The sequence below is a fragment of the Clostridium sp. AN503 genome (assembly GCF_040719375.1).
Lineage (GTDB): Bacteria > Bacillota > Clostridia > Lachnospirales > Lachnospiraceae > Brotaphodocola.
On sequence record NZ_JBFDTP010000002.1, the window covers coordinates 2,154,874 to 2,181,739 of the forward strand.

The window sequence follows — 26,866 nt, forward strand, 5'->3', positions numbered from 1 at the left end:
TTATCCATGCTGGCACAATCTGGTATTACTTAGCTGGCGCCTCATCAATCGCCTTCCCAATATCATGTCTCATATACTTATTCTCAAACTGCACCCACTCCGTCGCCTGATAAGCATTGGCGCGGGCCTCCTTCAAATCCTTCCCGGTTGCGGTCACGCCCAGCACCCGGCCTCCGTTTGTCACGATATCCCCGTCGGAATCGAATCTGCTCCCGGCGTGGAACACATAGTAGCCGTCTTTGTCCTCAAATGCCTCGAGACCATTTATCTTAAAGCCCTTCTTGTAGTGTTCCGGGTAACCGTCCGACGCCAGCACCACGCACACTGCAGCGTTATCCTCAAACTCCAGCGCTACCTGGTCAAGGGTTCCGTCAATGCAGGCCTCGAATACGTCCACAATATCATTCTTCATCCGCGGCAGGACCACCTGGGTCTCCGGGTCCCCGAACCGGGCGTTGTACTCCAGCACGCGCGGTCCCTTTGCAGTCAGCATCAGTCCAAAGAAGATGATCCCCTTAAACGCGCGGCCCTCCGCAGCCATGGCATCCACCGTCGCCTGGTAGATGTGCTCACGGCAGAACGCATCCACTTCCTCCGTATAGAACGGGCTGGGTGAAAAGGTTCCCATGCCGCCGGTATTAAGGCCCTGGTCGCCGTCCTTCGCGCGCTTGTGATCCTGGGCAGAAGTCATGATCTTGATGGTCTTCCCGTCCACAAAGGACAGCACGGACACTTCGCGTCCGGTCATAAATTCCTCAACCACGATCCGGTCTCCCGCAGTGCCGAACTGCTTGTCCAGCATCAGGGTCTTTACGCCCTCTTTTGCCTCTTCCCGGGTATTGCAGATCAACACCCCTTTCCCAAGAGCCAGGCCGTCCGCTTTCAATACGATCGGCATCTCCGCCGTCTCCAGATAGGCAAGCGCCGCATCCGCAGAGTCAAAGGTCTCATATGCCGCCGTGGGGATATTGTATTTCTTCATCAGATCCTTGGAAAATGCCTTGGAGCCCTCCAGGATCGCGGCTGCCTTCCTGGGGCCAAACACCCGCAGTCCGGCCGCCTCCAGCGCATCCACGGCTCCCGCCGCCAGCGGGTCATCTGGTCCTACAATGACCAGATCGATCCCCTGCGCTTTGGCAAACTCCGCCTGCTTGTCAAAATCCATCACCCCGATCTCCACACACTCCGCCACACCGGCAATCCCGGCATTCCCAGGAGCGCAGTAAAGCTTCTCCACCTTCGGGCTCTGGGCCGCCTTCCACGCGATCGCATGTTCTCTTCCTCCGCCGCCGATTATCAGTACTTTCATCCGTTTATCCTCCTTCACCTGACTTCATTGTCCTCACTGCTGTCCCGCTTCTTTATACAGACCACAACAGACCGGGTTCTCACCGGTCTGTCGTATTGCTTATATGGTTACTTTTCCATTGGCGATCATGTCGATGGCCTGGGGCAGGATCACCCACTCCGCCTGTTCCATAACCCTGCGCTGGCAGAACCTCCGGCGTATCGCCGTCCTTCACCTCCACCGCTTTTTGAAGGATAATGGGACCGGTATCCATCCCGCCGTCCACGAAATGCACCGTCGCGCCGGTGATCTTGACGCCGCGGGCCAGGGCCGCCTCATGCACCTTCAGCCCGTAATATCCCACGCCGCAGAAGGATGGGATCAGGGACGGATGGATATTGATGATACGGTTCTCATACCGGGCGATCATCTGCTCCGGGATCTTTACCAGGAATCCCGCCAGCACGATCAGATCCAGGGCCCGCTCATCCACAGCAGCCACCAGGGCCTCATTAAAGGCATCCCGGGTCTCAAAGCTCTTCGGAGACAGGCACAGTCCCTCGATCCCATGCTGCTTCGCCCGCTCCAGGGCATAGGCGCCGGGATTGTTGCTGATCACCACTTCAATCCTGGCATTGGTGACCGTTCCGGCATCTATGGCATCTAAAATCGCCTGAAGGTTGGTGCCCCCGCCGGACACCATCACACCGATCCTCAGCATAAAGTAACTCCTTTTTCTCCCGCCTCAATGGAGCCGACCACATACGGGGTATCCCCTGCCGACTTGATGGCTTCCATGGTCTTCTCCACATCAGCCGGATCCACCGCCACGATCATGCCAAGGCCCATGTTGTAGGTATTGTACATCATCTCCTCGGCAACGTCGCCTTTTTCCGCCAGCATCTTAAAGATGGCCGGGACCTCATAGCTGTCTTTTTTAACCACTGCCCGGGTTCCGTCCTTTAACATCCGCGGGATATTCTCATAGAAGCCGCCGCCGGTGATATGGCTGCACGCCTTCACCTTCACTCCTGCATTCCGGATCGCCTTCAATGCCTTTACATAGATTCTCGTGGGAGCCAGAAGCGCCTCGCCCAGGGTCGCCCCCAACTGATCATAATAAGTGTCCAGGCCTTCTTTCGTCAGCTCTTTTTCAAATACCTTGCGGACCAGGGAGAATCCGTTGGAGTGAACGCCGGTGGAAGCCATGCCGATCAGCACGTCCCCTGCCGTCAGATCCGCGCCGGTGATCATATCCTTCTTATCACATACGCCAACTGCAAATCCAGCCAGGTCGTAATCCTCCTCCGGCATCAGTCCCGGATGCTCCGCGGTCTCACCGCCGATCAGCGCAGCCTCAGACTGGATGCAGCCCTCGGCAACCCCCTTGACGATATCCGCGATCTTTTCCGGTACATTCTTCCCGCAGGCGATGTAGTCCAGGAAAAATAACGGCTCTCCGCCTGCGCAGGCGATATCGTTCACACACATGGCTACCGCGTCAATACCGATCGTGTCATGCTTGTCCATGATGATCGCCAGCTTTACCTTGGTCCCACAGCCGTCAGTGCCGGATAAAAGGACCGGTTCCTCCATCTCTTTGATCTTCGACAGAGAAAAGGCTCCTGAAAATCCGCCCAGACCTCCCAGCACTTCTTCACGCATGGTCTTTTTTACATGCTCTTTCATCAGCTCTACAGACTTATATCCCGCCTCAATATCGACTCCGGCTTTCTTGTAATCCATGATTTATCCTCCACTTTGTTCACTTATGACAACCGCGGCTCCCCGCGTTCCATGATCTGCTGTCCGTCTCTTAACCTGACGCCGGATCTTACTTCATCTGTGCCAGATACTCTTTATATCCAATGTTCTCAAGCTTCTCCGCCTTCTTCACCACGTCGCCCTTTAAAGACTCCCCGTAGGCTTTTACTTTCTCAAGCAGCGCATCATCGGAAGCAGCCAGGATCTTCGCCGCCAGGATTCCCGCATTGGCGCCGCCGTTGATCGCAACCGTGGCAACCGGAATGCCGGACGGCATCTGCACGATGGAGTACAGAGAGTCCACACCGCCCAAATCGGAAGTCTTCATGGGGATTCCTACCACCGGCATCGGGAAGATCGCCGCACACATGCCCGGAAGATGGGCTGCCTTGCCCGCACCTGCAATGATGACCTTGATCCCCTTTCCTTCTGCCGCTTTTGCCCACTCAAAGAAAATATCAGGCTCCCGGTGCGCAGAGATGATCGTCATCTCATATTCGATCCCGAACTTGTCCAGGATCTCCGCTGCCTTTGCCATAACCGGCATATCTGAGTCGCTTCCCATTACAATTCCTACTTTTGCCATTGTTCGCTCTCCTTTATCTTTTTATTAGATTTTCTAATAAGTAATTCTTATAAATAATCAGTTACTTATTAGTATGATACTAGATTTTGCTGGCGCCGTCAATATTTTTATTACGTCTGCCTCTCTTATAAAAGGAAAATATGTTCCAATATTTCACAGCGTCATGGATCTCCAGCTTTTACATGTTAAATACTGGAGCGGTTTGATATTTCTGATAGCCCCATTGTACCAAAAACAGTGAGAAATAGCCATAGCTCAGATCACGTTTGTAAAGAAACAAACAATTTAACAAAAAAATCCCCACTGAAACCAATACCACTACGGCATTCGTTTCAGTGAGGATGATTCCTTTTACACGATAAGTGCTTTTCCGGTCTGGTAGTACTGTTCCATCTCTTCCTCCGGCACCATGCTGCCACCAGTAGCCCAGACAAGCTGGATACTGTTGTGCACCGCCTTCTCAAGCCCTTCTTTTTTTAAATACTCCCGAAAAGCCGGATGCCGCTCCAGAAGCACAGGCCCGTACATCCCCGCCAGGGCGCTGGGTTCCAGATAGATCCCTTCGCTGTCCGCCAACTGGGCCAGCATCCGGTACATCCGCTCATCCATCAGGGAATAACAGCCGCTCATAAACGGCCGCATCAACTGCCCCACAAACCCGGACGCCCGCCCTACTGCCAGGCCATCCGCTACAGTCAGGTTATCGATCCCAAAGTCCTGGACACTCACCCTGTGATTCTCACCAGTTGCCATCCCCAGCATCATACAGCAGGAATGGGTCGGCTCTGCAAAAAAGCAGTGCGCCGCATCCTTAAAGATCATTTTGATCCCAAAAGCCACTCCGCCCGGACCTCCGCCCACGCCGCAGGGCAGATATACAAACAGCGGGTGATCCTGATCCACCTGGATATACTGCTCCTCAAACTGCTTCTTAAGCCGCAGGGCCGCCACGGAATACCCCAAAAACAGGGTCTTTGAATTCTCATCGTCCACAAAATGGCAGTACGGATCCTTCTCCGCCAGCCTGCGCCCTTCGGTAACCGCAACGCTGTAGTCCGACTCATATTCCATGACTGTCACGCCCTTGCTGCGGAGCATATCCTTCTTCCACTGGCGCGCATCAGCAGACATATGTACGGTCACGCGGAAGCCCAACTTCGCGCTCATGATCCCGATGGACAGACCCAGGTTTCCGGTAGAACCGACTCCTACGGAATATCTGGAAAAAAGCTCCTTAAACTCCGGGCTGTCGAACACACGGTAATCATCCCCTTCATGCAAAAGCCCGTGCTCCAGGGCGATATCCTCCGCCGTCTTTAATATCTCATAAATACCTCCCCGCGCCTTGATGGAACCGGAGATCGGCAGATGGCTGTCCAGCTTGGCCCAGAGTCTTCCGGGCAGCGCTGTCTCCTCCTGCGCTTCCAGCGCTTCCTTCATCCGCGGGATCTCTTTCACAGGTGATTCCAGGATTCCTCCAAAAGCAGCCGTCTCCGGAAATACAGCCTTAAAATACGGGGCAAACCGCTCCAGCCTGCTGCTGGCATCCAAAATATCCTCCATGGTCAGTTCGCACCCCGCTGCGGCATCTTTAAAGCAGCATTTATCCGGATTCCTCCAGCCCGTTTCCCTCAGCGCACGGATGTCCTTTACGACCGGAACTGCCGCTTCCCATTCCTCCCATGTTTTCCCAAGCACTGTCTTCTCTGTAACCATCTTGTTTCTTCCTTTTCTCTACAATTATTTTATAGCGCTGCTGTTTAGTACATTCCAGGCAGGGCTCCGGAAAAGATATTGAGCAGCAGCACCACTGCAAAGCCGGTGAGGCTGGCAAGGGTGGTCGGATATGTGGTCGCGACAAACGCCTCCTTTACCGTCAGGTTACTGTACCTGGCCGGCATCCAGAACGCGGCGTCCGTCGGAAGGGTGAGGCCTACCGTGCCCACACAGATCGCAAGACCTACGATGACCGGCGACATCCCCATCGCCACCGCCGACGGACCCACGATCGACACAGTGGTCAGCATCGCAACCGTAGCGGAGCCGACTGCCGCACGGATGATCATAGCCAGCACAAATGCCAGCAGAATGACCGGGATGTTCATCCTGGACAGCAGATCTACCAGAGCATCCCCCAATCCGCTCTTTTGCAGGATCGTTCCAAAACAGTTGCCGCAGCCGATTACCATCAGAATGTTGCCCATGGAATCCGACGTCTTGTCGATATAGTTCCACAGCGTCGGGCTGACCACCGGCACCAGGTATTTGCGGAGCACAAAGCCAGACACGATCATGGCGATGAACAGGGCCACATTATTATTGCCCAGAAAAGCAAATACCATATTGACCACATTGTCCGCCGGAAGCAGTACGCTGCAGATCGAATTGATGACGATCAGCACGATCGGAAGGGCGATCAGGGCAAGGGTTAAGCCTGCAGATGGTTTTTCCGGGTCCGCCTTTAAAAGCTCCTCATTTTCCAGGATCTCCGCTGCCGCCGCCTTCGCCTCGTTTCTGTCCGCTGCGGTGGATCTCTTGTTCATTATATTAGCATACTGCCAGCCGCACAGCAAGCTTGCCGGAAGCGCCACAATGATGCCGTAGATGATAAACCACCCCACATTGGCGCCGATCTGTCCCGCCACAGCCAGAGGGCCGGGCGTGGGAGCCACCACACAGTGGGTCAGCAAAAGGCCTGTAAAGAGCGCCGCCACATATGCGGTCGTTTTCTTTTTGGTGAACTTCTGAAGGCTGGTCACCAGCGGATTTAAGGTTATGTAGGCAGAACCAAAGTATACCGGGATGGAGACGATGAAACCGGCCAGGTTTAATGCCAGCATGTCGTTCTTTTTTCCGAAGGTGCGCAGCAGCCCCTTCGCCAGCTCCTCCATACCGCCGGAATCTCCCAGCATCATTCCGAAAATACCGCCAAACAGGATCAGCAGTCCGATACTGGTCATAATGCTTCCAAAGCCGCTTGTCAGATGCCCCAGGGTATCCGTGAGCGGAAGCCCGCAGAGCAGAGCCATAATGACTGCGCAGGTAAAAAGGGATACGCCCGGGCTGACCTTGAAGACGATCAGGGACACCAACAGGATCACCATGGTTATTACAAATGCGATTAATACGTTCATACTCTTTCCTCCCCTGTTATCCTTTGTGGCGAAGCATCTTTCCGGACATAACGCCGGTAAACTGCTTATCATGATAGACGAGCTGTCCATTGACATACACGTAGTCGATCCCCTCGGTAATGCTGTTGGAATTGCTGTATGTGGCTGTATCCTGCAGCCGGTCGTAATCAAAGATCACCAGGTCCGCATCATAGCCGTCCCGGATCAGGCCTTTATTCTTCACCAGAAGATATTCGGCAGTCAGCCCCGTCATCTTGTGGATGGCTTCCTCCAGCGTCAGGATTTTCTTTTCCCGGACAAAATAGGTGATCGCATGAGGGAATGTCCCGCTGGCGCGCGGATGGCCCTTCTCATTCCAGCTGCGGGTCAGACCGTCGCTGCCCACAACGCAGTACGGGTCGCGGATGATCTCACAGACGTCTTCGTCGCACATACTGCTGAATACGCCTCCAGTCTCACAGTTGTTCTCTACACACAGGTCAAAGAAAGCCTCCCATGGGTCCTTTCCAATCTCTGCCGCATACTCTGTGATGAAACGCCCTTCCGCCAGCGGAGTCCTGGGAGAAGAATAGACGTACACACCGCCCCAGCCTCCGGCATTTAAGTAGTAATTGTCATACGGGGTTTCCGGGTCCTCCATCTCCGCTCTCAGCTTTCTGCGGAATTCCGGATCTCTCAGCTTGTCCGTCATGGAACTGAATCCATTTTCAAAATACCACGGCGGCATACAGGCATTCAGCGTAGTCATGTTGCAGGTGTAAGGATACTGGTCGCAGATGACTTGGATCCCCTCCTCCCGCGCCTCATGGATCAGGCGCAGCGTCTCTTTTTGTTTTCCCCAGTTGGGTTTGCCCAACATCTTGTGATGGGAGATATCCACGCGGACCCCCGCCTGCCTGCCCACATTGATGGTTTCCTTCACCGCTTCCACGATCTCGTTGGATTCATTGCGCATATGGCTTGCATAGATTCCGTTGTAAGGCGCGATCACCTTCGCCAGCTCAATGATCTCCTTCTCCTCTGCATAACAGCTGGGCGTATAGATCAAACCCGTGGAAAACCCTGCCGCACCGGCCTCCATCGCATCCCTTAAGATCTCTTTCATTTTTTCCAGCTCTTCGTCCGTAGCCGGGCGGTTCGCCATGCCCATGACCGCGATCCTCAAACTGCTGTGGCCGATATACATCTTGACATTGGCCGTGAGCGGCTGTGTGTCGGCATACTCTAAATATCTGCTAAAGCTCGTCCAGTTCACCATGTCCTCCGGAAAACTTGTGGTCCCCATAGACAGCATGTTCTGGATATCCACAAGATTTTCAGGCGCAACCGGAGCCATGGACAGACCACACTGACCGACGATCTCCGTGGTCACCCCCTGTGTCGTCTTAAACAGATGCGCGTCCTCCGTACCAAGCCTCATATCCCCGTGAGAATGTGCGTCGATAAATCCTGGGCAGACAACGCGCCCCGCAGCATCGATCACTTCTTTGGACTCCTCATCCCCCTGTGCCATCACGATCCTGCCATCCTGTATCCCTACACACCCCATAAAAGACGGCGCTCCGCTGCCATCAATAATCTTTGCATTTTTAATCAACACCTCTAACATTGCATAACTCCTCTCCATCGTATATACCGCGTGTAACAGGTTCGCCGTTCTGCAGTCCGGCATCACTACAAGCTTCGAAGCTAGTGTTAAGTATAGATTAACATCAGTTCGTCAATATGTCAATTATTTTAATTAATAACAAACATATTTTGTGCGTTTTTTGATGTTTTACTGTATTAAATGTCATGTTTGTTTAGAAAATAGCATCTTTTTTATATAGTGTTAATATATATTTAACATATTAAAGGGATGTTTTTTTATGAATTGATTTAGAGTTGAATTAATTTCCTTAATCGGGGACTTTATATTATTGTATTAGAAGAACATGAAAATAAAACACCAAAGCATTCTAAGGACACAAATATTCGACAAACCAGTGAAGAGCATCCTTGAAGCGCTGCTACGAATGAACAGCTCCATACAAGCAGAAAGAACCTTCGGAACCGGTAAGATTAGAGTTATTTCTAGTTTCTATTGGCCATAATGGCTGTTCTCCTGCATGTTTATAAAAATGGAAGGGCTGTGGAAAAATGGAATTAAATCAACTCTATTTTTTCACAGCCCTAGAACAAACATATTTTTTGATTTACCAACTCGACTAGGAACGTTTCCTCTGGGGAGGCAGTTTACTGCAAATAGTATTCAGCAGAACTTATTTATACTGTGCGTAAATATACTGATCTGTGTCATTGGTCCATATGACCCCTGTAACCTTATTGCCCAGCACAGACGGATCGCTCAGCTTCGCCTCTCTCCAATGGCTGAACTCGCTGCCTTCTTTTACGGGAGTCTTCTTTTTGATGGTTTTTGCAATAGTTGTCGTGTTGCCCCTGGAATGCATGGGAACATCAAATTCTGCAAATACCTCTCCAGGGTCATCCGGTGAGGAGCCTGTCATAAAATACAGCTTCACCATCTCCGGATTCTTATTATACTGTGCATAGATATACTGGTCGGTCTCATCAACCCTGATAACGCTGACAATTTTGTTTCCCAACTTGGAATGATCGCTGAAGCTTTGCTCCTGCCAATGGCTGAAGGTATATCCTTCTTTCTCCGGTTTGCTTGAACCAATCGTCTTAGCAACTGTGGTCTGATTCCTTCTGGAATTTTTTGGTACCTCATATTGAGCAAAAACCTCTCCAGGCTCAGCAGGGGAAGATCCTGTCATAAAATACAGATTAACTGTATCTTTTGGGGCCTCGGTTTCGGGCGGAGCCTCGGTCTCAGGTGGAGTCTCGGTCTCAGGTGGAGTCTCGGTCTCAGGTGGAGTCTCGGTCTCAGGCGGAGCCTCGGTCTCAGGTGGAGCCGTTGTCTCCGGCGGAACCTCCTCGTTCTTGGTCATCACAAAACCGATGCTGTTTTCATTTCTGCCTATCTTATCAATTCTGGCTGATTCCGGTGTAAAGGTATACCCATCGAGCCTTGGTGTAATGACAACATCACAGCCAGCGGGAGCGGTACAGGTATAATAGCCTCTGGATGTCGAAAGATCTTTTTGCTGTCCTAAATTGGTCACATTAAAATTGACAATGGGGTTTAAACCCGCAGGCAGCGTAGTACCATTCATTTTAATCATACCACTGACATTAAAAACATTTTGAGCACCTTCCGCTACCAAAATCAAATCCGCAGTGTCTTCATCCAGGAAAAGGCTCTTGCCGCTGGAAACATAGCCCGGCAATTCAGCGCGCACATTGAGGACGGCAAGAGTGGATTTATGGACATCTGTTGGTATTGAATAACGGCCAGTTGCATCCGGACTGCCTACCCATTCTATATCAGACTCCACATTGGCACCGTACTTGACCGATATTCTTACATCCTCCACTCTGCCGCTGCCGCCAGAAAGAGTGATTAAACCGGTTATCGTTTTATATTCTATTTCTTCTGCCTTAACTGGCACAGGGCTGAAAACCGTCATCACCATGACTATCGCCAATGCCGAGGTCATTAACCGTTTAAACTTTCGAAACATATGCTACCTCCACTATTTTTTCTTTTATCATACCGCACACCTGCCGCTGTAACTACCATTTATCAGCTCCGCCATCCCCCTTTTTTACAAAATACTCCCTGCCTCTTTTTAAATCACTTAATACTAACATATCGGGTGCTGACGATATGTGAAAGAATCGTTATAATAGTGTGAAAACAAGCACATCCGGAACGATTTCCTATAATTAATTACGGTGGCTTTTGCCGCCATTACGGAACAGGAAGTTTGGAAGAAGTCAGATCAATAAGGGGCCGGTTCAGGGACAGAGCCATATCCTCTACGTAAGAAACAATATTAGAAGTAACCTGGTTGGCATAAGCAGAAAAATCTGTATGAATGCTAACAGGGGAATGTAGTTCCCAATTGATCGGTACGCAGATACCGCATAAGTGCATTATAGCACAAGCATCTACGGATGGGATGATTCTTATTTTGGTGATTTAAAGTTTGATTGCAGCCATCGGCTGCGATATGATATAATATGAACACTTAGCGAGGTATTTCACGAGCTTAGTGTGAAGATATACCTGGACACTTAATGAGATCGAGCCATAGGCGAAGATCGAATTTAGTGACCATGGTGTAATATGAACACTTAGCGAGGTATTTCACGAGCTTAGTGTGAAGATATACCTGCAGACCGAAAGGAGAACCATTTTGGAAGATTTGAACATCGGAAAGAAAATACAGGAACTGCGGACCAGGAAAGCCCTGTCCATCCGCAAGCTTTCCTCCATCGCCGGCATTACCCCCTCCATGCTCAGCCAGATCGAGAACGAGCAGGTCAATCCGTCGATCAATACACTGAGGGCATTGGCAGATGCTCTCGAAGCCCCCCTCTATCACTTTTTCAGGGAAGAGTCCGAGGACCAGCCGGTCGTCACACCGAACCTCAGAAAGACCATCGGCCGGAAGGACGAGCCTGACGTCCTCTATGAGCTGCTGACGCCGGACACCCGGGGCAGCATCGAATTCTGTATGATGGTGATCCCGGCTGCCTCAAGCTCCAGCTCCCACGCCCAAAGCCATGTGGGCGAGGAGGTTGCTTTTCTCTATTCCGGGGAGACGGTAGAACTGGAGATCGATACCCGCCGTTTTACGCTCCGGCAGGGCGACAGCGTGCGGATCCCCCCGCAGGCACAGCACATCTGGCACAATCATACCAATGCGCCGGTGCAGGTGATCTTCGCCATCACCCCGCCGTCATTTTAGAGAGGCAGGCCATCCAGCGCCCTGTTCAGGCCTTCCGTCCCCTCCGCCGCAAACCGTCCGCCGCGTATCACGGCAAGCTCCCGTCCATCCGGGCACACTGCGGTGATATCTCCAAGCTCCGAATAGGGGATCGTGATATCCAGATGACAGCCAAAATACGCCTTTGACACATCCTCCTTCCGCAAAATGGAGATCTCATTATCCCGGGCGATCACTTCCCTGCCGTCCGGATTGAACATGGGGGAATCCTCGCTCCAGCTGTAACAGGTATCTCCCACCGCAAAATGAGGCCCCATCTTTTCTACGATCAGAATCGGGAGTTTCTCCACGATCCCGAACCGTTCCGCCACGGCATATGCCGTGGTATTGGTCCCGATGGCAAACTCGCCCAGGGGCAGGCTGTCGTGGTTTTTTAATATCTCCTGGCGGATCAGCTTCTCTCCCTCCTGCGGGTCATCAAAGTTGCCGCAGGAATATTCCTTCACCATGCCGTCCTCAAACCGGATCTTTAAATCTCTAAACTGGATATTCCCCAGATAAACCTTTCCTACATGCAGGATGCCTGTGGTTCCCGCCAGTACCGGGGAGGTAAATACCTCTCCCACCGGTATATTCACATCCGCCACGCAGTTTTCAAAATTCGTCTCTTTTGCAATATCAGAGAGTTCATGAAGCGATACCCGGATATCCGTCTGATTGCCGCCGCGCCCGGTCACATGCACATAGGCTGCCTGGTCCAGCACCTCGATGATATGCTGCTGGATCTCCTTGTACATCTCATAATCCAGCGTATTGATCCGGATCGTCTCCGCAAAGATCTCCTCAAAATCCTCTCCGATAGCCGGAACCGGGAATGCAATGATCGTAAAGCTGGTCTCCTCCCCCGGAATATACTGGTTGGTGACCGGCATGGATTCATTGGCATAAGCGATCGTCAGCGCCTCCTGTTTTTCACTCAGGGAACATGCCGCAGACTTATTCACCGGGTCAAACCCATCCTCGCCAAAGGTCTCCACCACAGCAGGCCCCGCATACCAGGACGCTTCTTTCCGGTATGTCTCATAGGCCGTCTTGAGCACCGCCAGCTTCCTCTCCTTAAATGCCTTGTCAAAGTAGACTGCCTGGTCATATCGGTGGTCATAATCGTACTGGCGGTTAGGAGAAGCGCTGTGATAACCGATCCTCCGGTTGGGGCTCTTTGTCACCGACCAGGACGCCGCCCGGTACAAAATGACCTCCAGCCCCATCGCCTCAAACTGGTGGACCGCGGCACGGATCATCCGCTCAAACCCCAGCTCATACCGGATCCCCACCGTTTTTTTCTTCGACAGGTCACGGCCCATGACCTCAAAACCTTTCCGGTACCCTTCTGTATAGGTGGACGCCATCTTTTCAATGGTCTCCTCCGGCAGTGTATTCATAAAGCCCGCGATCCGCAGCTCCGCATCCGAAATATACTCTCCAAACCGGTACAGATACCTCAAGTCCGACAGATCGCTCTCCATAATGATATCCTTCGCAAAGGTCAAAGACGGGTCCAGCTGTTCCCGGATCCGGTAAGTCAGCGTCACATCCGTGTAATCGCTGTGGAACCAGTACAGAATGTCCTTCACGGACTTTGCCTCCGGAGTCCCGTCCTCAAACGCATTGTAGATCTCGATCAGGGTCTCACAGAGGATCGTGATATCCGTCAGCCTGCACTCGTATGCAAAGACAATGGCTTCCCGAAGCTGTGCATAAAAGGAACACAGAAGCTTTCCATACTCCTCCCCCAGCTGAGCCGCCGCATAGTCCGGATTCCCATAGCTGGTCTCATAGTGTTCCGGCAGGATATCCCCATACAGCTCCCGGTTCAGACGCTCAAGCTCCTTGAGCGATAGCCCTTCCAAGTCCTCCCGTAGCTGCCGCCTTGCCAGGTCCTCGATCTGCCCGACAAAACGGGCCATCTCCACGAAATAACTGCGAAACGGCTCCTCCACCTGCTCTTCATCCGGAATCTGGGCGATCCGCTCCATTGCCAGGTCGTACCGCTCCATGATCCGGGTGTTTTCCTCATTCCATAATTCCTGATATTTCATTCAGCCATCCCTTTCCTGCACCGGCAGACTGCGCCGCCAAACATTGAAACCTACCCGAACACTCCTACGATCGTCAGGCAGAACCAGAAGATCACCAGGACCGCGCCGGTCCCAACAGCAATCCTCGCCAAAATATAATTCATCTCCTTTTCTAAAAAGGAGAGCAGCCCATATACCAGGGCCACCACAGAAAAAACCATACTGCTCACTCCCCAGGCAGCCACATTGAGTCCGCCGTTGCCCTGCAGACGGACACTGAGCGCAAGGCTGACAACGCAGCACGCCAGCGCTGCCGCCGCAAAGGGCAGGGCCACGAAGCTTTTTCTCGCAAATGGCTTCCGGATATAAGATATCTTCTGTTTATCTCTGCGCACGTTGTCTCCTCCTTATGCGGAGCCTCTGGACGATGCGGTATACCACATACCCCAGCGCTCCTCCCAGCGTATTGAGCAGCAGATCATCTACATCAAAGCTCCCTACTTTAAAAATAAGCTGGGTCGTCTCGATGCACAGACTCAGGCCAAAGCTCAAAAGAATGGCATTGTACCACTTGCGCCCCCTTCGGCTTACGATCGGGAGAAAAAAACCGCAGGGCAGAAAGCCCACCACGTTGCCCACAATATTTAAAAGGAATGCCTCCATTCCCAACTGATGTCTATAGTGATAGAACCGTTTGATCTCTTTAAACAGCTCCAGATTGTATGCATAGTCCCGCTGCTGAGGATCTCTCCCAAAGGACTCGGCAAAAAACATGAAATAAACCAAAAGCGCCAGATATGCAATGAACAGCACCCAGCCCGCTTTCTGGTTCCTGGTTGTATTTTTTATCATAACTTCCTCATTTATTCACAATGATTATAATTGGCCTCTGTCCCTGTGAACCAAGATGGCAGTCCCCGCCCCTCTGCGGAGCAGAAACTGCCCTTTTCTGACTACTAAAATGTAATGTCACCCTTGCGTTTTAACAGCAGCCCGCCGCAGACAATGGACACAATCCCGACAGTGAGTCCGGTCACCAGAACGATGATCCCGACTGCAATGCTGCACGCCCCTGTGCGCTGCATGGTCTTATAAACCTTTTCCATATGCCTTCTCCTTACTCTGCGCCATACTGTTCATAATATGCATCGATCGCTGCCTTTAACGCATCATCAATGACAATCTTTCCCCTGTAAGGCCTGTTGTAGAGATGTTCCACCACATCCGCCATGGTAACGATCGCCGTGGTCTTAAAACCATACTTCTCTTCAATCTCTTTAAGTGCTGACCTGGTTCCCTGGCCGCGCTCCATCCGGTCCACGGAAACCACCAGCCCCAGCACATCTACGTCGCCCTGGGCGCGGAGGATCGGCAGAGTCTCCTCGATGGAGGTCCCTGCGGTCGTCACGTCCTCAATGATCACAACCTTGTCCTGATCAGCGATCGGGCTGCCGAGAAGAATGCCTTTATCGCCGTGGTCCTTGACTTCTTTCCGGTTGGAGCAGTACTTGATATCCGCATCATAAAATTCGCTGATCGCCATGGTGGTTGCCACGGTCAGCGGGATTCCCTTATAAGCCGGCCCGAACAGCACATCAAAATCCAGGCCAAACGCATTCTGGATCGCACGGGCATAATACTCGCCCAGGCGGCGCAGCTGGGTGCCGGTGCGGTAAAAACCGGTGTTCACAAAAAACGGGGTCTTCCTTCCGCTCTTGGTCACGAAATCACCGAATTTCAGCACCTCGCAGTCGATCATAAACTCTATAAATTCTTTCTTGTAATCTTCCATGGTCTTCTCCTTTTATCTTCTATCCCGCGCATGGCGACGCCCTGCACAGCCTCTTATTTCACGCAGCCGATCAGGTCTTTGATATCCGCCACGCCCTGTTTCTCCATAAATGCTTCCATCCCTTCCACAATCTCCACCGTAGCATAGGGATTGTAGAAATTAGCCGTACCTACGGAAACCGCGGTCGCACCTGCCATCATAAACTCCAGCGCATCCTCAGCTGTAGCGATCCCGCCCATGCCGATCACCGGAAGGCTCACCGCATTTGCCACCTGATACACCATGCGCACCGCCACCGGCTTCACTGCCGGGCCGGACATGCCGCCCGTCTTGTTGGCGATCGCAAAGGCCCTGCGGTTGATATCGATCTTCATACCGGTCAGGGTATTGATCAGGGAGAGCACGTCCGCGCCTCCCGCCTCCGCCGCTTTTGCCATGACTGTGATATCCGTCACGTTGGGACTCAGCTTCATGATGACCGGCTGCTTCGCGTGCTTTTTTACCTCTCTGGTGATGGCCTCCACCGCTTTCGGGTCCTGTCCGAAGGCAATGCCGCCCTCCTTCACATTGGGGCAGGAGATATTGATCTCTAAAAGATCCACCGGCTCATCCCCCAGGCGCTCCACCACCTCGATATAGTCCTCCGTGGTCCTGCCGCAGACATTGACGATGATCTTCGTATCATACTGTTTTAAAAACGGGATATCCCTCTTTACAAATACATCGATCCCAGGGTTCTGCAGGCCGATCGCGTTTAACATCCCGCCGTAGACCTCCGCAATGCGGGGCGTCGGGTTGCCCGGCCACGGCACATTGGCGACGCCCTTTGTCACCACCGCGCCCAGACGGTTTAAATCTACAAACTCACTGTACTCTGCGCCGCTTCCAAAGGTACCGGAAGCAGTCATCACCGGATTTTTAAGCTCCACACCTGCCAGATTTACTTTTGTATTTATCACAGCTCCACCTCCTGTGCCAGGAATACCGGGCCATCCTTGCAGATCCGCTTGTTGTGCACGTGGGAATGGTCGTCCACTTCTTTGGACTGGCATACGCAGGCCAGGCATGCCCCGATCCCGCAGGCCATCTTCTCCTCCAGGGATAGCCAGCACTCAATCCCCTGCTCCTTAGCGTAAGCCTTCAGCGCCCGCAGCATCGGAGTGGGGCCGCAGGCATAGATCACATCCGCCTGGAGCCCGTTCGCCCGGATGGCATCGATCACATTGCCCTTTGTCCCGGCGCTTCCGTCCTCGGTCGCCACATAGACGGAGCCGTACGGCTCAAATTCCTCATTCAAAAACAGAACGTCCCGGTAGCCCAGCACCATCTGCTTTTCACAGTTCAAAGACTTTGCAAGCTCCAGCATCGGCGGAATCCCGATCCCGCCTCCGATCAGGAACGCCTTTTTGTCCTTCAGCGTGAATCCGTTGCCCAGAGGCCCCATCACCGTGATATCATCTCCTGCCTGATACCCGGAAAACTCGTCCGTCCCGGCGCCCACCACGCGGTACACGATCCGCAGCCTGCCCTCTGCCCGGTCCACCTCACAGAGGCTGATGGGACGCGGGAGCAGTTTGGAAGCGTCCTTTGTGTAGACTGAGATAAACTGCCCCGGCTTCGCTGCCGCGGCGATCTCCTCCGCCTGGATCCACATGCTGAATATATCATCGGTCAGTTTTTCCTGGCTGACCACCTTCGCTGTCAGTTTTGTCTTCTCCATGAGTCCTCCTGATCACAGTACGCTGTTAATATCAGCAACCATATCCATCACTGCCTGTCTGGACGCCTCTGCAAAATGCTCCGGGCCAAATTTGGCATATTTCTCCTGCTTATAAGCTGCGATGATGCCGCGGGAAGAATTGACCACCGCCCCAAGCCCATCCTCATTAAAGCACGCCTTTAAATCCTTCGCCGTGCCGCCCTGCGCGCCGTAGCCTGGCACCAGGAAGTAGGTTCTCGGCATCAGCTTTCTTAAGATCGCACTCATCTCCGGGTAGGTGGCTCCCACCACTGCGCCCACGTTGCTGTATGCGCCGTCCATGCAGTCCGCGCCCCACTCCACTACCTTTTCAGCAACCAGCTCATATACCGGCCTGCCGTCCACCAGCTGGTCCTGGAATTCCCCGCTGGACGGATTGGAGGTCTTCACAAGGACAAACAAGCCCTTATCATCAGACTTACACACATCTACAAACGGTTTTACCCCGTCGGTTCCCAGATACGGGTTTACAGTCAGGAAATCCGTATTGAACGCGGTGCAGACAGCGCTTCCCACTTTGACTTTGCCCAGATGGGCGGTGGCATAGGCCGCGGAGGTGGAACCGATATCGCCGCGCTTGGCGTCGCCGATGACTAAGAGTCCCTTCTCCTGACAGTAGCGCACTGTCTTCTCATAGGCCTTCAGGCCCTCGATGCCGAACTGCTCATACATGGCGATCTGCGGCTTCACAGAAGGAATCAGATCAAAGGTATGATCCACGATCTCCTTATTAAAATTCCAGATCGCATCGGCAGCGCCTTCTAACGTCTCGCCAAACTCCTGGAACGACTTTTTTAAGATATGCTCCGGAATATAGCCGAGCATTGGGTCAAGCCCTACGCAGACCGGCGCTTTCGTCTTCTGAATCTTCTCAATCAACTGATGAATCATGATATCCTCCTTCATGTATATGGAATTATTTTACTGATTTTCCTATAGTCTTACCTATTTTATCATATCCATAGGGCGCTTTCAAGCAGAAAGGACTTGAGTTTCCGCATTTTGCGGCGGCGGACCGGCGGCAGACCTGATGGGTTTTTGTTCCGGTTTCGGCCATAAGAAGCTGTTGGCCTGCAAAGTCGCAAAAACCCATCAGGTCTGCCGCCGGTCCGCCGCCGCAAAATGCGGAAACGGCTACGGTAACTCCTGGCCAGGGACAAAAGCTTATTTAAATTAGGCCGGAGACCAGGGGGACGATGATTACGGTCAGGAGGCCGGCTACTGCGATTGAGAGGCTGCTCATGGCTCCTTCTACTTCGCCCAGCTCCAGGGCTTTGGCTGTTCCGATGGCGTGGGCGGAGGTGCCGAGGGCCAGGCCGCGGGCGATCGGCTCGCGGATGCGGGCGAGCTTAAATATGGTCTCTGCGGCAATGTTGCCGAAGATTCCGGTGATCATGATGCAGACTACGGTGATCGTCACGATCCCGCCTGCCTCCTCGCTGACTCCCATGGCGATGGCTGTGGTGATGGACTTGGGCAGCATGGTCACGTAATGGATATGCTCCAGGCGGAAGAAGAGACACATCGCGAAGATGCTGGCGGCGCTGGCGGCTACTCCGGACAGGATCGCAACGGCGACCGCCACAAAATTCTTCTTCAGCAGCTCCAACTGCTTGTACAGTGGTATGGCAAGGCAGACCGTGGACGGGGTCAGCAGATAACTGATGTATTTGGCGCTGTAATTGTAGGTCTGGTAATCAATCTTGAATATGACGAGGCAGGCGATCACCAGGACCACGGCGACCAGCAAAGGGTTCAGGATCGCCCAGCCCAGCTTTTTCTTGAGCCGCACACCGATCAGATAGGCGAGAAGGCTGAGTACAAATCCGAAATATAGGGATTCCTGTAATATGCTCATGACCTGTGTCCTCCTTCTGTCTGGTCTTCTTCCTGGCCCTGTGGCCTGCTTTTCTTTCTGGTGAGGCGGAGCATCGCCTCTGTGACTTTGCCGGTTACCACCATGACTGCGATGGTGGACAAAATGCTGATGACCACGATCGGCACCAGGATCACCTTGATGGCATCGTAGCTCTCGATCAGCCCTGCGGACGCCGGGATGAACAGGATCGGCATGATATCCAGAAGGAAATTTCCCGTGGCCTCAATATCCGCCAGCTTCAGGATGCCGCTGCACAGAAGCAGCAACAGCAAAAACAGACCATACACCCCGGCCGGGACCGGCAGGGGCAGAAGCAGGTTTAAAAGCTCCCCCGCCAGAGTGATCCCAAAGATAATCACACATTCTCTCACGTATTTCATAATCGCACACTCCTTTAGTCTGGTATTCTACCACTGCCTTTTTGAAATAACAATCCTGTTTCTTGTATTCTTTATGTTTTTTCGGTATACTTGTTTCCAGACAGCGCCCGGTATGGGAAAATCCTCCGGTGATGTTCATTTTCTTACAGCTTTGCGCAGAAAGGACCGCACCCATGCAGAATGACTACGACAATATTTCCATTGTGGAAACACAGAACCTCTCCGAAAAACAGCGGCAGGATATCCGGCTGTTGGTGGAGCTATGCTGCCGTCACGACAACATCCGGCTTTCCTATCCGGCAGACGGAGAATCTGAGGAGGACAAGAGTGAGGAAAACAGCGGCGGGACAATGCACTTTTCCGGTCCCCGCCACTGGCTGTACTATGGCCGGGACGGGGTGCTTAAAAGCGCCCTGGCTCTTGTTTATTACCAGGATTCCCTTGTGGAGTGTTCTGCATTCACCCACCCGGATTTTAGGCGGCAGGGACTGTTTTCCCGGCTGCTGGGATGTGCTGTGGACAGGTTGGATACGACAGATACGGTGGATATGACGGATAGGCTGGATACGGCAGATACGGCAGATACGGCGGAGGCGATGGATTGCGGCGGAGACTGCGATATCCTGTTTACGGTGTCCGGCCACTGCCCGGATACTGCCGCTGCTTTGCAGGCCCTGGATGCCGAACTGGCTTCTGAGGAATACCAGATGGAGCTGGAGCTTACGGAAGGGAGGTGCGGGGATATGATCCTGGCAGCTGCACCTCCCTGTCTCCTGCGCAAAGCCTGTCCTGACCCTGATCTGGACGGTTCCGCCGACACCGTCTGGGAGCTCATCCATATGGCTGACGACGGCAGCGCGGTCCTTCTCGGCTCCTGCCGGACCTTTATGGTATCTGATGCCTGCGTCTGCCTCCATCATGTGGAGATCCTGCCCCAGTACAGAGGGCAGGGCTTTGGATATGCACTGATCCGCTGCCTGCTTCCCCTGCTCTGTAAAGAAGGGTTCCGCCGCGTGATCCTCCAGGTCTCCGGCAGCAACAAAGCGGCGCTTGCCCTCTACAAAAAGACAGGGTTCCGCATCACCGAAACCCTGTCCTTATATCTCTATTAAACCGCCCGGCGCCTGGTCCGGGCGCTGCCGAAGGATCGCCGTGCTTACAGCGCCAGCACCTTCTCTGCCGCTTCGTCCATCCAGCTCTCATCCAGATACTCGATGCTGCCGTTGTCAACATGCTCTGCGATCTTCGGATCGATCGGAAGCTTCGCCAGCACCGGAAGATCGAACTCTTTCGCGATCTCATCGATATGGCTTTCTCCAAATACTGCTATCTTCCTGCCGCAGTCCGGGCACTCCAGGTAGCTCATATTCTCCACCAGGCCAATGATCGGGATGTTCATCTTCTTCGCCATGTTGACCGCCTTCGCCACGATCATGGAAACCAGCTCCTGCGGGGAGGTCACAATGATGATCCCGTTGACCGGAAGGGACTGGAATACGGTCAGCGGAACGTCGCCGGTTCCCGGAGGCATGTCCACAAACATATAATCCACGTCATTCCACAATGCTTCCTGCCAGAACTGCTTGACTGCGCCTGCAATGACAGGGCCTCTCCAGATCACCGGGTCTGTGTCCCGGTCCAAAAGCAGGTTGGCTGACATGATCTCAATCCCGGTCGCCGTAGTGGCCGGTACCATAAGCCCGTCGGGAGTCATGCTGACGCCGTCCGTGCCCAGGCCAAACGCCTTCGGGATCGACGGCCCCGTGATATCGGCGTCCAGGATCGCCGTATGTTTTCCTTTACTGTTCATCTTGACTGCCATAAGTGCAGTCACCAGGGACTTGCCTACGCCGCCCTTGCCGCTGACAACGCCTATGACCTTTTTAACATTGCTCTGCGGGTTTAACGGCTCTAAAAAGCTGGTCTGCTCCTGAGTACGGCTGCTGCAGCTTTCACCGCAGGAGCTGCAATTATGTGTACAACTTTCGCTCATTTGAAATACCTCCAATTCTTTCGCTGCCCCAAAGATTCTGCCGGACAGCCCTAAGAAAAAGGATACCACAGTTTCAAAAAAAGATAAAGCCCAAAAGTCAAACAATTGTTTCTGAAAATTTAAGGAATTGCGCCTTGTCTGGACATGAAAATCTGTTATAATGATATTAGAATATTGTAAGAGGTGTACCAATGAATATAAACATAAATCCCAACAGTGAATTAGTACAGTCTGCAGTCAACGTACCAAATTTGGTACCTGTTCCAGAAGCCTTAGTCAGCCAGGCACGGGAATTCCAGACCGCCATGATGATGTATACCTGCGCGATCCGCGAGGTGAAGACCAAGCTGGAGGTGTTAAACGACGAGCTTTCCGTCCGGAACCAGCGAAACCCCATTGAGATGATCAAGTCCCGGGTGAAAAAACCGATCAGCATTGTGGAGAAGTTGACCCGCCGCGGTCTTCCGGTATCCCTTGAATCCATGGTGGATAATCTGGACGATGTGGCCGGTATCCGGGTCATCTGCTCTTTTGTGGATGATATCTATGCGGTCGCCAATATGCTGGTCAGTCAGGACGACATCACCGTGGTCGCTATCAAGGATTATATCAAACACCCCAAGCCAAACGGCTACCGAAGCTATCATCTGATCATTGAGGTTCCGGTCTTTTTTTCTGAAGAGAAAAAGAACATGCGGGTGGAGGTCCAGATCCGCACCATCGCCATGGACTTCTGGGCCAGTCTGGATCATCAGCTCAAGTACAAAAAAGACATGGGCGACGCCGCCGATCTCATCAGCGAAGAGCTGCGCCAGTGCGCAGAGGTGATCGCAGAGACGGACCAGCGGATGTTACAGATCCGCAAGAATATTGAATCTCAGGGCGGCACCGTTGCAAAGTAAACTGCTCCCGGGAAGCCGTTTGTAAACCTGATACAGATCAAACAAACGCCGATTGCACAAAGGCCAGAACCGCGATCCATGGTTCTGGCCTTTCTATGTACAAAAACCCTTCTTCTAAGACAACGCTGTCAGGAACCGGAGCCGGAACCATCCGTCTTCCGCTTCATAATCAAGCACTGCTCCGCTTTTCTCCGCATAGGCGGTAATACTCTGTGTCCCGTAGCCATGTCCCTCCTGCTGCGCAACCGGATATCCACGTTCGTCAAAGTGTACCTCACCGCAGTAGGTATTGCCGATCTCAAGAAAAGCTGCTGCCCTTTCACTCCTCCAGTGATCTTTATCTCACGCACGGAACCGGGATCCATAGCGCAGCAGGCGTGATACGCATTTTCCACGGCATTGGACAGCAGGACAGCCAATTCTGAAATATCTCCCAGTTCTGCCGGCAGATGCAGCCCTGCTTTAAATGCAATCCCCTCCGTTTCTGCACAGTCCGCATAATACGAAAGAACAGCGTCAATAAGGCTGTGACCGGTATACTGACACAGCATATGGCCAGTCCCCGGGTTCTGAATATATTTTGACGCGGAAGCGAGCGCTTCTCTCATCCCGTCCAAGTCTCCATTTTCCAGACATACGGTCTGTATGTGGACATAGTGGCGCAGGTCATGCCGGATGATATGGAGCTGGTCGCTCATGGTCTTCATGGTCTCTGCATGCTTTTTAAGGGACGAGAGATGCACCTGCATCACTGCTGCCTCTGACTGCATCTGATACTGCCGGTGCAGGCTGCGCAGCGTAAAATAGAAAAACACATAAACACTGACCGCGTAAAAACACAGGGCAAGCACCACCGGACGGAACGCAGTATTTTCATACACCGGCCCCTGCATCTGTACCACGTAAAAAAAGGTCACGCACATCACCAGCGGCACAATCATCATCCACAGCCATTTTTCACGCTGTACTCCCCGCTGGACCTCCAGCAGCGGCCGACGGAAAAAGAACAGCAGAAAAAAGGCAATCACAAGGAAGGACGCCACCTTCACCAGAACATGGGCAAGCCCTGCCTCCGGGACGATCGTGCCGCAGACCGCATCGCTGATCAGCGCAAAGATCCAGGCGGTGGTACCTGTAGACAGCAGATGGATCACCGGTTTTTTTGAAATAAAAATATTGACCACGATAATGGAAAGCGTTTCAAAGACAGCAAAGTAAAGCTTTGTGGTCTTATTGACGCCGCAGACTGCAAACCAGGCAAGACCCACTGCCGTCAAAAATATGATAAAAACAGATATCAGGGTCCGCATGGTCCTGGCCGGAAACCGCCACTCAAAGGTAAGGATCGCCACAAAAAGAAAGCAGAGGGGGATCGTGATGACAGAGCTGACAGCGCTGTAAAAGTCAACTGTGAACATGGCAGGATCCTCCCTTTGCTTTCTTGTGATTTATCCTATTGTTATTTTATATCTGTTTTTGTAACCGGCGCCCTTCTTATCTCCACCGGAGTCCTTAACACACGGAAGATCCCCGAAGCCTCCAGCGTCTTTCCGATCGTATAGAACAAAAGGGAGTTCACCGGCCACATGATCAGGTTTTTAAATATCCGCATGGGCAGAAGGGCCGTGAAGGCTTTTCCGTACAGGACGCTCAAACATGCTGTGGTGAGCAGCATATTGCAGACCATGGACACCGTAAGCTCTGCCGCCAGCACCCGCACAAGACTGATGGGCCTCTTATAGAAAAAGCTCCCATAGATCACGCCTGCCAGAACCGGCACCAGGGTCAGTCCTGGAAAATATGGGCCGGTGGGCTTGATCAAATACTTTAAGATATCCAGCGCTCCGCCGAAGAAGCCGCCCACCACCGGGCCAAACAGGTAGTACACAAACTGATTGGAGATACTGGAAAATCCGATCTTGATGTAGTCACCTATAACGATCGTAAAATACCCAAGCACAATGGACAGGGCGCCGAACATGGCCGCTGTGGTGATCGTCCTTACATGCCGGAATTCATGATACGAATCGGTGAACAAAGTTGCTAATTTCTTCATAAAAAATTACCTCCTTTGCAGACCTCTCGAACTACAAAGGAGATAAAATATCTATCCACTTCGCAGCGGGATGCGGTCTGTGTACCGCAAGGGATGAAAGCACTCCATCCCTTTTCGTCCTGCCGGCAACTCCCTGTCCGGCTGGCACTTGACGCACACAAACCTACTCTGCTTTTCTTATTTTATTGTACGTGGTACAGTATATCACATTTTCTGCAGATGTAAAGTGTATTTTGAGTTTCATCCGCAGAGGATCTCCCGGATAATAAGCTCCTGGGCTTCCTCCCATTCGTCCACCATACGGACCGTAAAGCCGTGACGGCTGTTTAAAAAACGCTTCATCTTTACCTCGCAGCCTGCTGCAATCAGCCGCCTTCCGTATTCTTCATTGATCTGGCAGAAGGGGCAGTTCTGCGCATTGATCATCAGCGCCCGGGGCTGTCCGCCCATCATATCTTCAGACGCATAGGCGGGGGATACATATGGATCCTTTAAAAGTTCCAGGCTGCCGTCACAGTAATATGTGGAAAATGCCCTGGACCGCTCACTTCCGCCTTCCTCAAACGCCGCATAATTGTCAAGGGCAGCATAGTCCAGGATCTGGAGACAGGGCTTAAAATCGCCTGTTTTTGCCGCTTTTAAGGCAATCGCTGCCACCAGGCATCCACCGGCGCTGTGGCCTCCCATGGATACTTTTTCCGGATCTGCCCCCCAGTCGTTGCAGTGGTCATAGACCCAGCGCATCACCCCATAGCTCTGGTCAAACGCCATAGGATATGGGTATTCTCTGGAACCGGCATAGTCGATATCCACCACCACCCCATGGATCCTTGCCGCCACATGGGCGCAGTACAGGTCATCATCCCCATCCTGAAGGTGGATAAATCCTCCGCCATGCATATTCACATGGACCGGGCAGCCCGGTTTTAGGTCCTTCGCCGCAGAGATCACACATCTCACCGGCACTGCCGCACCCAAAACCTCAAGCAGTACTTCCTGCCGCGTTACCTGCTCCTGATATGCCGCATAAGCATCCGGCACTCTTTTCTCTGCTTCCCCGGCCTCCCGGTGGGCGCCTGTACGTTTCAGGATCTCCTCTAAATTCATCTTTTCTTCTGCTGTCAAACTCATTTTTATCTCCTCTCCCTGCTCTATCCGTATACCGGAAAGAACAGATTTGCACTTAAGATCAGGGTGACCATGCCGATCAGCAGATACGGTATGGTGAATTTAAGGACCTTGATCGGATTGTGGTTGCCGATGGCAAAGCCCATGGTGGCCGCCGCGCATCCGGTAGGAAACGCGATCGCCAGGCAGGAAGAACAGAATACCACCAGCACGATTGCCTTGGGGTTCATTCCGCCTGCCAACGCCGTGCTGGCTGCGATCGGCACCATGACCGCCGTGGTCCCGTTGTTGGAAAGAAACGTCGTCATGATGACCGTTGTGATACAGAATACCGTGATCACCACCAGGCTGCTTGGATTCTCCCCCATCATCCGGAGCACCAGATTTCCAACAAATTCACCTGCGCCGGAGGAGCTTAAGGCGCTTGAGATCACCAGCACGCCTGCCACCATCCAGATCATATCGCCGGTCAGCGTATTGATCGCCTCCCTTGTGGTGATAACTCCGGTATAGATCAGCACCAGAACGCCCACAGCCGGAATCACATAGATCAGGTTGCCCAACTGCTTTGAGAATACAAAACCAAGCATAACGGCAAGGAATACAGCCACGATGATGATCTCTTTTCTTCCGGACACCGAAGCGCCCTGCCGGCTGTCCGCCGCTCCCGTATCGACTGCTGAGGCATTGATCTGCTGCCTGGGGATCAGCCTCCAGGCAAACAGGCTGTAAACAGTCAGAGCGATCGAAGGGATGATACCGACCTTAAAGATATCGAGCATCCCCAAAAGGTACTCGCTGTGCCCTCCTACCAGCCCCTCATAATAAGCATTGGTAGAGAGCGGAAGGGCCGCGCCCATTCCCACCGGGAAACGTCCGAACCACGCACAGATGATCGCCGGTATCAGCATGATCATTCTGGACTGGCACATTTCGCTGTCATCATCCAGCGTCTGGATGATCAGCAGCATGATTGCCATAACCGCTGTCTGCCCCATAAGCTGTGTCAAAACGATCGTAAAAAGAGCCATCAGCAAAACCAGCATAAAGCCGTTTTTTCCCTGGATGACAGCCATTTTTTTGCGGACGCGCTCAGCCAGGCTTGTCTTTCCAATGGCCCCTGCCACAACCATCATCGTTGCCACGAGGACCGTCGTCGTATGCGCGAATCCGGAATAGGCCGTTTTTACATCGATCACACCGGTCAGCACCAGCGCCACCACGCAGGTCATTGCAGTCAGACCATAAGAAAATCTGTGGAGCAAAAATGATACGATCATAAATACCAGCACTGCCAATACGATCGCCATCTGATAATTACCCATGAT

At 52.7% G+C, this 26,866-nt stretch carries 25 protein-coding genes, 1 pseudogene and 1 riboswitch; of the genes and pseudogenes, 3 read left to right on the forward strand and 23 right to left on the reverse strand.

Annotated features, from left to right (window positions below):
* Positions 1-25: 25 nt before the first annotated feature.
* The 8 genes and pseudogenes from purD to AB1I67_RS17360 all read right to left on the reverse strand — a co-directional run bounded on the left by purD (position 26) and on the right by AB1I67_RS17360 (position 10,359).
* The gene (purD, locus tag AB1I67_RS17325) at positions 26-1,309 is read right to left on the reverse strand and encodes a phosphoribosylamine--glycine ligase (protein ID WP_367031223.1); all 1,284 of its coding nucleotides are present in this window, start codon (positions 1,307-1,309) and stop codon (positions 26-28) included.
* A gap of 99 nt (positions 1,310-1,408) precedes the next feature.
* Positions 1,409-2,009: pseudogene (gene purN / locus AB1I67_RS17330) on the reverse strand (phosphoribosylglycinamide formyltransferase).
* Positions 2,003-3,034 (reverse strand): phosphoribosylformylglycinamidine cyclo-ligase, encoded by a 1,032-nt coding sequence (gene purM / locus AB1I67_RS17335; RefSeq protein ID WP_367031224.1) that lies wholly within the window; start codon positions 3,032-3,034, stop codon positions 2,003-2,005. Before purM ends, purN begins: the two are co-directional and overlap by 7 nt.
* 88 nt (positions 3,035-3,122) lie before the next feature.
* Positions 3,123-3,638 carry a 5-(carboxyamino)imidazole ribonucleotide mutase gene (gene purE / locus AB1I67_RS17340; protein ID WP_367031225.1) on the reverse strand — a complete coding sequence of 172 codons (516 nt, stop codon included), beginning with the start codon at positions 3,636-3,638 and terminating at the stop codon, positions 3,123-3,125.
* A 351-nt stretch (positions 3,639-3,989) separates the two neighbouring features.
* Positions 3,990-5,354 (reverse strand): D-serine ammonia-lyase, encoded by a 1,365-nt coding sequence (locus tag AB1I67_RS17345; RefSeq protein ID WP_367031226.1) that lies wholly within the window; start codon positions 5,352-5,354, stop codon positions 3,990-3,992.
* Positions 5,355-5,398: 44 nt separating this feature from the next.
* Positions 5,399-6,772 (reverse strand): gluconate:H+ symporter, encoded by a 1,374-nt coding sequence (locus tag AB1I67_RS17350; protein ID WP_367031228.1) that lies wholly within the window; start codon positions 6,770-6,772, stop codon positions 5,399-5,401.
* A 16-nt stretch (positions 6,773-6,788) separates the two neighbouring features.
* Positions 6,789-8,381 carry a D-aminoacylase gene (locus AB1I67_RS17355; RefSeq protein WP_367031229.1) on the reverse strand — a complete coding sequence of 531 codons (1,593 nt, stop codon included), beginning with the start codon at positions 8,379-8,381 and terminating at the stop codon, positions 6,789-6,791.
* A gap of 652 nt (positions 8,382-9,033) precedes the next feature.
* Positions 9,034-10,359, reverse strand: coding sequence for a hypothetical protein (locus tag AB1I67_RS17360; protein WP_367031230.1), 1,326 nt, complete (start codon positions 10,357-10,359; stop codon positions 9,034-9,036).
* Positions 10,360-11,037: 678 nt separating this feature from the next.
* Here AB1I67_RS17360 and AB1I67_RS17365 point away from each other — a divergent pair.
* Positions 11,038-11,592 carry a cupin domain-containing protein gene (locus tag AB1I67_RS17365; RefSeq protein WP_367031232.1) on the forward strand — a complete coding sequence of 185 codons (555 nt, stop codon included), beginning with the start codon at positions 11,038-11,040 and terminating at the stop codon, positions 11,590-11,592.
* Here the strand turns inward: AB1I67_RS17365 and AB1I67_RS17370 are convergent.
* From AB1I67_RS17370 to AB1I67_RS17415, 10 genes are all read right to left on the reverse strand, one after another.
* The gene (locus AB1I67_RS17370) at positions 11,589-13,670 is read right to left on the reverse strand and encodes an aminopeptidase (protein ID WP_367031233.1); all 2,082 of its coding nucleotides are present in this window, start codon (positions 13,668-13,670) and stop codon (positions 11,589-11,591) included. The two genes, AB1I67_RS17365 and AB1I67_RS17370, sit on opposite strands and share 4 nt — an antisense overlap.
* Before the next feature lie 50 nt (positions 13,671-13,720).
* The gene (locus AB1I67_RS17375) at positions 13,721-14,044 is read right to left on the reverse strand and encodes a hypothetical protein (RefSeq protein WP_367031235.1); all 324 of its coding nucleotides are present in this window, start codon (positions 14,042-14,044) and stop codon (positions 13,721-13,723) included.
* The gene (locus tag AB1I67_RS17380; protein ID WP_367031236.1) at positions 14,031-14,501 is read right to left on the reverse strand and encodes a VanZ family protein; all 471 of its coding nucleotides are present in this window, start codon (positions 14,499-14,501) and stop codon (positions 14,031-14,033) included. Before AB1I67_RS17380 ends, AB1I67_RS17375 begins: the two co-directional genes overlap by 14 nt.
* 104 nt (positions 14,502-14,605) lie before the next feature.
* Complete coding sequence (locus AB1I67_RS17385; protein ID WP_367031237.1) at positions 14,606-14,755, reverse strand: hypothetical protein; 150 nt, start codon at positions 14,753-14,755, stop codon at positions 14,606-14,608.
* An 11-nt stretch (positions 14,756-14,766) separates the two neighbouring features.
* Positions 14,767-15,441 (reverse strand): orotate phosphoribosyltransferase, encoded by a 675-nt coding sequence (pyrE, locus tag AB1I67_RS17390; RefSeq protein ID WP_367031238.1) that lies wholly within the window; start codon positions 15,439-15,441, stop codon positions 14,767-14,769.
* A 53-nt stretch (positions 15,442-15,494) separates the two neighbouring features.
* Positions 15,495-16,397, reverse strand: coding sequence for a dihydroorotate dehydrogenase (locus tag AB1I67_RS17395; protein WP_367032636.1), 903 nt, complete (start codon positions 16,395-16,397; stop codon positions 15,495-15,497).
* A complete protein-coding gene (locus AB1I67_RS17400) occupies positions 16,397-17,161 on the reverse strand; it encodes a dihydroorotate dehydrogenase electron transfer subunit (protein WP_367031240.1) in 765 nt (254 codons plus the stop codon). The genes AB1I67_RS17395 and AB1I67_RS17400 overlap by 1 nt, the downstream gene beginning before the upstream one ends.
* Before the next feature lie 12 nt (positions 17,162-17,173).
* Positions 17,174-18,091 carry an orotidine-5'-phosphate decarboxylase gene (gene pyrF, locus AB1I67_RS17405; RefSeq protein ID WP_367031242.1) on the reverse strand — a complete coding sequence of 306 codons (918 nt, stop codon included), beginning with the start codon at positions 18,089-18,091 and terminating at the stop codon, positions 17,174-17,176.
* A gap of 277 nt (positions 18,092-18,368) precedes the next feature.
* Positions 18,369-19,058 (reverse strand): LrgB family protein, encoded by a 690-nt coding sequence (locus AB1I67_RS17410; protein WP_367031243.1) that lies wholly within the window; start codon positions 19,056-19,058, stop codon positions 18,369-18,371.
* Complete coding sequence (locus AB1I67_RS17415) at positions 19,055-19,459, reverse strand: CidA/LrgA family protein (RefSeq protein ID WP_367031245.1); 405 nt, start codon at positions 19,457-19,459, stop codon at positions 19,055-19,057. Before AB1I67_RS17415 ends, AB1I67_RS17410 begins: the two co-directional genes overlap by 4 nt.
* Before the next feature lie 173 nt (positions 19,460-19,632).
* Between AB1I67_RS17415 and AB1I67_RS17420 the strand changes: the two genes are divergently transcribed.
* Positions 19,633-20,571: a GNAT family N-acetyltransferase gene (locus tag AB1I67_RS17420; protein WP_367031246.1), complete on the forward strand. Its 939-nt coding sequence runs from the start codon at positions 19,633-19,635 to the stop codon at positions 20,569-20,571.
* A gap of 44 nt (positions 20,572-20,615) precedes the next feature.
* Here AB1I67_RS17420 and AB1I67_RS17425 read toward each other — a convergent pair whose 3' ends face one another.
* Positions 20,616-21,452 carry an Mrp/NBP35 family ATP-binding protein gene (locus tag AB1I67_RS17425; protein ID WP_367031247.1) on the reverse strand — a complete coding sequence of 279 codons (837 nt, stop codon included), beginning with the start codon at positions 21,450-21,452 and terminating at the stop codon, positions 20,616-20,618.
* Positions 21,453-21,643: 191 nt separating this feature from the next.
* On the opposite strand from AB1I67_RS17425, the gene AB1I67_RS17430 reads away from it, so the two are divergent.
* A complete protein-coding gene (locus AB1I67_RS17430; RefSeq protein WP_367031249.1) occupies positions 21,644-22,354 on the forward strand; it encodes a GTP pyrophosphokinase family protein in 711 nt (236 codons plus the stop codon).
* 114 nt (positions 22,355-22,468) lie between these two features.
* Here AB1I67_RS17430 and AB1I67_RS17435 read toward each other — a convergent pair whose 3' ends face one another.
* From AB1I67_RS17435 to AB1I67_RS17450, 4 genes are all read right to left on the reverse strand, one after another.
* Complete coding sequence (locus AB1I67_RS17435) at positions 22,469-22,651, reverse strand: GHKL domain-containing protein (protein WP_367032637.1); 183 nt, start codon at positions 22,649-22,651, stop codon at positions 22,469-22,471.
* A gap of 1,162 nt (positions 22,652-23,813) precedes the next feature.
* The gene (locus tag AB1I67_RS17440; RefSeq protein WP_367031250.1) at positions 23,814-24,410 is read right to left on the reverse strand and encodes a folate family ECF transporter S component; all 597 of its coding nucleotides are present in this window, start codon (positions 24,408-24,410) and stop codon (positions 23,814-23,816) included.
* A 61-nt stretch (positions 24,411-24,471) separates the two neighbouring features.
* Positions 24,472-24,583, reverse strand: a riboswitch (THF riboswitch).
* A 67-nt stretch (positions 24,584-24,650) separates the two neighbouring features.
* Positions 24,651-25,541, reverse strand: coding sequence for an alpha/beta hydrolase (locus AB1I67_RS17445; protein ID WP_367031252.1), 891 nt, complete (start codon positions 25,539-25,541; stop codon positions 24,651-24,653).
* A gap of 20 nt (positions 25,542-25,561) precedes the next feature.
* Positions 25,562-26,863, reverse strand: a complete 1,302-nt coding sequence (locus AB1I67_RS17450) for an SLC13 family permease (protein ID WP_367031253.1) — start codon at positions 26,861-26,863, stop codon at positions 25,562-25,564.
* Positions 26,864-26,866: the final 3 nt, after the last annotated feature.